At 38.4% G+C, this 7,371-nt stretch carries 7 protein-coding genes, 2 tRNA genes and 1 pseudogene; 7 read left to right on the top strand and 3 right to left on the bottom strand.

Annotated features, from left to right (window positions below; translation table 11 throughout):
- The first annotated feature begins 299 nt into the window (after window positions 1-299).
- The 5 genes from FTU91_RS14930 (at window position 300) to FTU91_RS14910 (ending at window position 3,282) form a co-directional block, all read left to right on the top strand.
- Window positions 300-375 (top strand) — tRNA-Phe (locus FTU91_RS14930).
- A 135-nt stretch (window positions 376-510) separates the two neighbouring features.
- Window positions 511-586, top strand: a tRNA-Phe gene (locus FTU91_RS14925).
- Between the two features lie 276 nt (window positions 587-862).
- The gene (locus FTU91_RS14920; protein WP_096901300.1) at window positions 863-1,420 is read left to right on the top strand and encodes a hypothetical protein; all 558 of its coding nucleotides are present in this window, start codon (window positions 863-865) and stop codon (window positions 1,418-1,420) included.
- Between the two features lie 325 nt (window positions 1,421-1,745).
- Window positions 1,746-2,480: a class I SAM-dependent methyltransferase gene (locus FTU91_RS14915; RefSeq protein ID WP_180082744.1), complete on the top strand. Its 735-nt coding sequence runs from the start codon at window positions 1,746-1,748 to the stop codon at window positions 2,478-2,480.
- 271 nt (window positions 2,481-2,751) lie between these two features.
- Complete coding sequence (locus FTU91_RS14910; RefSeq protein ID WP_180041987.1) at window positions 2,752-3,282, top strand: hypothetical protein; 531 nt, start codon at window positions 2,752-2,754, stop codon at window positions 3,280-3,282.
- Between the two features lie 94 nt (window positions 3,283-3,376).
- On the opposite strand, the gene FTU91_RS14905 is transcribed toward FTU91_RS14910, so the two are convergent.
- Entirely contained in the window at window positions 3,377-3,985 is a 609-nt protein-coding gene (locus FTU91_RS14905; RefSeq protein ID WP_166170687.1) for a hypothetical protein, read from the bottom strand.
- A 397-nt stretch (window positions 3,986-4,382) separates the two neighbouring features.
- Here FTU91_RS14905 and FTU91_RS14900 point away from each other — a divergent pair, with 397 nt between their 5' ends.
- Both FTU91_RS14900 and tehB read left to right on the top strand, forming a co-directional pair.
- Entirely contained in the window at window positions 4,383-4,655 is a 273-nt protein-coding gene (locus FTU91_RS14900) for a hypothetical protein (protein ID WP_086197715.1), read from the top strand.
- Between the two features lie 203 nt (window positions 4,656-4,858).
- On the top strand, window positions 4,859-5,734 hold the full coding sequence (tehB, locus tag FTU91_RS14895) for an SAM-dependent methyltransferase TehB (protein WP_166170686.1): 876 nt from the start codon (window positions 4,859-4,861) through the stop codon (window positions 5,732-5,734).
- Between the two features lie 135 nt (window positions 5,735-5,869).
- Here tehB and FTU91_RS14890 read toward each other — a convergent pair whose 3' ends face one another.
- Both FTU91_RS14890 and FTU91_RS14885 read right to left on the bottom strand, forming a co-directional pair.
- Window positions 5,870-7,267: an AIPR family protein gene (locus FTU91_RS14890; RefSeq protein ID WP_180082741.1), complete on the bottom strand. Its 1,398-nt coding sequence runs from the start codon at window positions 7,265-7,267 to the stop codon at window positions 5,870-5,872.
- A pseudogene (locus FTU91_RS14885) lies at window positions 7,267-7,371 on the bottom strand (IS5/IS1182 family transposase); the annotation flags it as partial. The pseudogene FTU91_RS14885 and the gene FTU91_RS14890, both read right to left, overlap by 1 nt.

Below are 7,371 nucleotides of genomic sequence, written 5' to 3'. Positions count from 1 at the left end.
AATAATTCAAGTGAATTTGTTTGAAAGAAGAACTTTAAAAGCTTTATTTTCACCCGATAAAATACCCATAAAACAAGAGGAAGCTCAAATGAGCTTCCTCTTGTGAAAAATTGTGGGACAGCAATGGCCATGGTGCTGTTTTTTTATGCCTGAAAATAATGCTGGCTTAGATGATCCATTGAATTTTAAATAAAAAATAAGCAAATAAACATCAATTTGCCTTAAAAGTAAGCACTTGCTTGAAAAAGCTAAAAACCTGCTTGACTGAAAAACACTTAAACTGTTTAATACGCGACATCGGCGTGATAGCTCAGTAGGTAGAGCAACGGATTGAAAATCCGTGTGTCCCCAGTTCGATCCTGGGTCTCGCCACCATATTTAAAATCTATTTCAAGATTTCAATCCCTGATCCCATCAGGGATTTTTTTTGGGTAAAAAATATTCGATTAAATAAAAATGTCATGAATTATATTGACTATTGAGAACAGATACGGCTTAATACACCGCATCGGCGTGATAGCTCAGTAGGTAGAGCAACGGATTGAAAATCCGTGTGTCCCCAGTTCGATCCTGGGTCTCGCCACCATATTCAAAAAAAACCTCAAACACTGTTTGAGGTTTTTTTTTCGCCTCTAGGTTGGTCATAGAGAATTATAATTACATGCAAAGCGCATTAAAATTCCAAGAAAAATTGCATACCCATAATAGATTTAAGAAAGTGAAAAAGACCGTTTATCCGAGTCAAGGTGAGCCAAAATTGATTTTCAGGTAGGCTATAAAACGTATACGGTTGCAGTGAAAATTTTTTTTCTTGCATGGTGTAAAACTGCATTGTCCTGAAATTACGTTGCGAGGCAAGTTTATGAAATTTATAAAAATATATCCTTTGCTGCTGATATTGGGCTGTCCATGGAGCATGATGGTCCACGCGGATGACGCGGTGACCTTACCCACCCTGCACGTACTGGCCGAGCCAGAGTTACGTACAGAAACCGGGATTGTGCCGTATCAGAATGATGAAAAAAATCTCCGTGCTTTACAGCATCAAGTTATTCGTAATTCACGTGAAGCACAAAACTTTATGATTGACAGCCATGTGGTTGCCAATCTGGAAATTCAGCCCTTACAAGCACAACCCGACCTAAATTCGTTATCGCCCTTTCTACAACAGTATGTATTGAGTATTGCTCAGGGTTTACAGTCGAGTGATCCTACACAAGGCTTGTATATTATGTTGCAACCCTTTGGTATAAACCGTAGCAACAGTATGCAGCATATTGATCGTAGCAATAGCAACAGTATGCAGCCCATCGATCGTGATATGCATATACAGCTCGACCTGAAAAATGTCAGCATTGGTACGATTGAACATTCTATAAATAATTTTTCTGTACCTGAGCTACCGACACCGAAAAAGTAATCATTTTTCTTTTGAAAAAATCCTTAGCTTTGCCAGCGAAGCCTATATTTGCCGCCGCGAGAAAGTGGCAAATGCCTGCGCAGTTGAAAATTGGGGCTGTTTTCAGCCTGTGAGCTAGTCATGTTCTTCAGAGATCATTACTCCGTTACATGCTCAGCCAGTCGGGAATCGCCGTGTCAGTTTTAATCCTGCCCAGAGCTGGAAATTGGTTCCATACGATGTTAAATATTATCAATTGAATAATCAGCGGGTGCTCATTGCCCAGACCAGTTTTAGGATTGATCAGGTCATTGATTAAATTTATAAATATTATGAGCATCGTTAAATGAAAGATCTGTTTTCTGATGACAGCTTGCGCTATAAACAGGCCCGTCCGGCTTATTCTGCAGAAATTGTCCAGGAAATTTTAAAGCATGTACCTGAACGAACTTTTGCCTGGGATTGTGGTGCCGGTTCGGGGCAGTTTACCCAGCTTCTGGCACCGTATTTCGAGCATGTGGTGGCGACTGATATTAGCGCAGCGCAATTACAGCAGGCCCCTTATTTTGAAAATGTCAGCTATCAGCTACAGGTGGCAGAGCAGACCACGATTCCGGAGCACTCCGTCGATTTGGTGACGGTGGCAGAAGCGATTCACTGGTTTGATTTCGATGCATTCTATAAAGAAGTCAAACGGGTGCTTAAACCTCAAGGGGTGCTGGCGGTTATTGGCTATGGTCTCATTCAGGTTCAGGATGCGGCAATCAATGCCTTGGTTCAGCAGCTGTATGCTGAAACCTTAAAAGAGTATTGGGATCGTGAACGCCGTTATATTGATGAGCTGTATCAAACCATTCCGTTTCCTTTTTATGAGCAGGCAGTTCCAGAGCTGCGCCTGGAATATCGATGGACTCCGCAGCAGCTGATCAGTTATTTAAACACCTGGTCGGCGCTCAAGCATTATCACGACCACAACACGGATGACCCGCTGCAGCCGATTTCAGAGGTTTTGCAAGCAGGACCAGAATACTTAGATGTAACATTTCCTGTACTTTTGCGCGTCGGAATGCGAGAAAAATAAAGATTATGACGGAATTTTTATGTCAGCAGGGCAGCCTAAGCAGGAGAAGGTAAAAATCTGATTTATAGAAACATGGTTCAGCACAGCACTTTTTTATAGACGCAGATTTGATGTTTTTTCAGTAGGTGAAATGAACCGGTTTTTTAACGAAAGTTAGAATGTCTTGCAAGACCACTGGTCCGGGGCAAGTGGCTGAAAGGCGCATAAACTATACAATTATAGCTGTCGACGGTTGTTTATTTACTTCAATTCATTGTTGAGTAGAACTGCCATGAAGCTGCTAAAAAATTTATCCTGCGCAATTGTCATGATTACCGCAAGCTTTTCTATTTCCTCTGCTTTTGCCGATATAACGGATACTACCGGATTAATCCCCTTAACAGACTCCAAGTTAAGCGCTGAAACCACGCGAGTTATTGAATATCGTGAAGATCCTCAAAGAGAGCGAGTTTTGCAACATAGAATTATGCAGATCCAGCTAGATACACAAAATTTTGTGGTTGACCCCACTATGTTGATGACCATCGATCTAGTTCCTGAAGCACCTATGCCAGACATCAACAGCTTGCCATGGGTATTGCAGCAATATGTTCTGGCGATTGCCCGCGGTTTGCAGTCACCTGATCCACGAGAAGGTCTGTATATTATTCTTGCACCTTTTGGGATAGACCGTAGAGCAGTCAATGTACAAATCGCTAGAGAGCAACTTTCCTTGGGTATTCTGGAAAATACCTCACAAAATGACATCATCAGACAGTTGCAACAACAGCGAACCAATACACCGAATAATGCTATTCGCTAGTTGGGCAGTATGTGGATCACCATCTTTTTCACGCTAACTAAAAAAGGATGCTCATGAATGGCATCCTTTTTACGGTTAAAATGCGCGATGCAGATTAAGCCGCAGATTTTTTAAACCAAGAGAAGAAGCCTTTTTTCTCAGCTTTGACTTCAGTTTTAGCAGCATCTGCTTTTTCAGCAACGCTTTCTTTTACTTCAGCTGTTTTGGCTACAGTTGCATCTTTTGCAGCGACAGTTTTAGCAGCAGTGGCATCTGTTACTTGAACAGTTTTAGCAACAGTTGCGTCTTTCGCTTCCACCGCTTTTGCTACAGCTGCGTCTTTAGTTGCTACAGTTTTAGCTACAGCGGCATCTTTAGCGGCTTCTGTTTTGTGAGCGGCAGTTTGAGTGGCAACGACAGCTTTTTCTTTTGCTACTACGGTTTTAGCAACAGTGGCATCTTTTAGCTTAGCTGTTTTGGCTACAGTTGCATTTTTGGCAGCGACAGTTTTATGTGCAGCAGTTTTGCTTTTAAGCTCAACATTTTCTTTTGTTGTAGCAGCTGCTGCTTTAACAGTGCTTGCGGTTTGAATGGTGTCTGCTTTTACTTGTGCTTTTAATGCGGCAACCTTGGCAGCTGGCGTGGTTTCTACAGCAGTAGCAGCCATAGCAGAGGTTGTACCTGCAACTACAGCGATAGTGATAGCAGTTTTAATCATATTCATGGGAATTACTCAATCGTGAGAATTAAGAGGTTTTTTGTACTGGTTATATTAACGCTAGGGCGATTCATTTTTTAAAAGGGAACACGTTAGTTGGGCCTAATTGTGTGAATATTCAACTAAAATTACAGATGGATAACATGATGTTGCAGGTGAGTTACATTGCTTTTAAGTTTTTAGTTGGGTCCGGGTTAAATTAAAGAGAAATGGATATTTTTGATGAGCACATGATTTGTTTTTCTTGCGTTTTTCCCGGCAAAGCGATCATGCCGTTGAATATCTGCGTTTCATCTTTTTAAACATGACAGTTTTGCAATAAGACTGTCATTTGTTATTCAAATTCGGTTGCTAGATTAAAACCGTTGCAAAGGTCACATTATAAAATCTAGGCAGGTGAGTCATGAAAACCCTACACGTTTTTGATGATATTCAGCATGTATACAGTGAATTTGTTGAAAATAAAAAATACCCAAAACTGGAAAGCCTGAACAATTGGGGTAAAAACCGTTTTTTCTTTAATCAATACTTTAAAATGATTGAAGATTGGCATCATACCGAGCAGATTGTGATTCAGTTCAATCAGCAGTATTACAGTCTGGATACCGGTAGCGCCCCTGACTTTATGGACCAAGAAAAATATATGGAATGGTTGCGCGAACAACTGCTGCATTAAAAAATATTTATCTCGCTTTTAAAGTTTCCCCAAAAACTGTCCGTATCGGGCAGTCTTTGTTTTTCTATAGGGTTTTTAGTTTGCCTGAATGGCATCTCATTGGCTTATTTCATTCTGCTGTGGAACGGGCTATGCTAAAACATAGATCATCAACTGATTGAGTCAGCCCGACCACCGACCGATGCTTTGGAGTACAGCCTTTTATGCAACAGCTTATTTGTTATAAAGAACTCCCTGTCTGGACACAGCAGAGTATCCCGCAAGGGTTTAAAAACCAGCACAATACCAAAGCCGGTACCTGGGCAAAATTAACCGTATTCAAGGGTGAGCTGCATTTTGCCATGCTGGAGGAATCGGGAGCCGTAAAGTCTGAGCATGTTTTTAGCCTAGAGCAGCAACCTCCGTTTATTGAACCGCAAGCATGGCATAAAATTGTTTCTGCCAGTGATGACATTGAATGTCAGCTACAGTTTTACTGTCTGCCACAGGATTATTTTTATAAAAAATATCAGCTTTCACCCACGCACTCTGAAATTCTGGCTGCTACGCCATATTTGCAAGGTGGCCGTGCCCTCGATGTTGGCTGCGGGCAGGGGCGTAATACGCTGTATTTAAGTCAGCATGGTTTTGAGGTGGATGCCTGGGATGTCAATGAAAACAGCCTGCAAAAGTTGAGGCAGATTATTCAGAGTGAGCAGATTGATAATATTCAGGTGCAACAGCGTGATTTAAATGCAGACCCAAGTATTACCGGCCGTTATGATTTTATTTGCTGTACTGTGGTGATGATGTTCTTGCAAGCCCAAACGGTGAAACCTCTGATTAAGCAGATGCAACAAGCGACTGTTCCGGGAGGCTATAACCTGATTGTCTGTGCGATGAATACGGACGACCTTCCGGCACAGCCTGACTTTCCTTTTGCCTTTAAAGCAGGGGAGTTAAGTGCGCTTTATGAGGGCTGGAACATTGTGAAATATAATGAAAATGTCGGTGAGTTGCATCGGGTAGATGCACAGGGAAATAGGATTAAACAGCATTTTGCGACATTGTTGGCGCAGAAAGTTGCTGAGGATATTTAAGAGGCTTTAAGGTTCTTGAATTTAGAGCAGTAAGGAAAATAGTACCTAATTTTTTAAACACTCCAAAATCAAAAAAAGATGTCACCAGGACATCTTTTTTAGCTTATGTCAAATATCGTTAAAAGGTAATTTTTCTTAAAAATTTAAGTATTCAAAAGTTTTACTTCTTAAATCAGCTGTATATTTTTGTCTCTTTATTTCATCAGAAGTTGGAATAGGTAATGATTCAATAATAGCTAAGTATTCATTTAGCGCATTTTCAAACTTTTCTTTATCAGTTAAGGTTTCAATAATTTTTTTCACATTTTGATTTGATTTTTTACTATTACGTGTCCAATTTTTATTAGATTTTGTGGCCACATATTTCATAATGAATAAGACATGCCATTTTAAATTTGAGTATTTAAGTTTTTTACTGTTAATAGCTACATGAATTTTATACAGAGCTAATGAACAGATATAGTATAAGCTTTCTTCATCATCATCTTTAAATAACTCATTAGATTCAAATATTTTTTTCACGTAACGAGATGAGTTAAATGGTTCTTCAAGTATCATTGCATTATATGCCTGTACTACAGTTCTTAGATCAAATATACGTGATTTTTGATAATCTGATTGAGAGTATTCATTCTGCCTTCTTTCAAAATATACTCTGTTTTCATCACCTACCGTATTGTTCATGGTTTCAAAATATCTTTGAACCATACGAGTTTTTTCTTTTAGACCAAGAAATGCATTGTTGTCGATATTAGACTGATTATTAGTAGATGATATAATTTTTGTAATAGTTTCTTCATGAGTAGTCGAGATAAACTTAACGATAATTTTTGTATCATCATTAATAATGTCCCGATTTTCAAATAATACATTACTAGTTTGACATCCATTGATAATTTGATAATTTGTTAGGTCAATAGTTTTATCACTTGGGGAAAATGCTAAATCAGGCGAAATAATGGTAATTCCATTATTTAATACAGAAAATATTTTTTGTGACTTTTCTTCTTCAAGTGATTTTTTTATATTTGAGTTTACATAAACTTCTTCACCTAAATAAGCACGTATATTTTCTTCAAAAATATTATTTTTTATATTTTTGTCTTCATCGAATAATATTGAATCAATGAAATCTTTAGCATTAACTAAAGCTAAATATGACTGAGGAATATTTGGCATTGATGGGATAGCAAAAAACTCTTGAAATTTTAATTTAGCTTGAATATCTTTGTTCGTATCATCATATAAACTAATTAATTTAGCTCTATCTAGTGGTTCAGCTTTCACCTGATGGAAAAAAGTTTTTTGTTCAATTTCATATTTTATTTGTTTGAAAATTGCTTCATGTTCATCTGATTTTTGATAAATGCCACTTGTTGCAAAGTAAACAGCTATATCGGGTAAGCCATTACGTATATTTTTTACGTTTTTTAAAATTTGAAAAAGAATTTCATGCCTAATTTGGTTAAATGTACCTTGTGGGTAAAAGTTATCTTGAGTAAGAAAATTCAATAGATCTCTTGCGAAAGTCATTATTGAAAATTTATCCGGTTTACCAGTGCAGCGATTAAGTTAATGCGTAAACCGAATCTTTTCCGTCTATTTCGATAGCGTTCACTTAATATTCTAAATGTTTT

The sequence above is a fragment of the Acinetobacter sp. YH12201 genome (assembly GCF_013418145.1).
Classification (GTDB): Bacteria; Pseudomonadota; Gammaproteobacteria; order Pseudomonadales; family Moraxellaceae; genus Acinetobacter.
The sequence above is the reverse complement of the archived record's forward strand: the minus strand, read 5'-3'. Positions and strand labels throughout refer to the sequence as shown.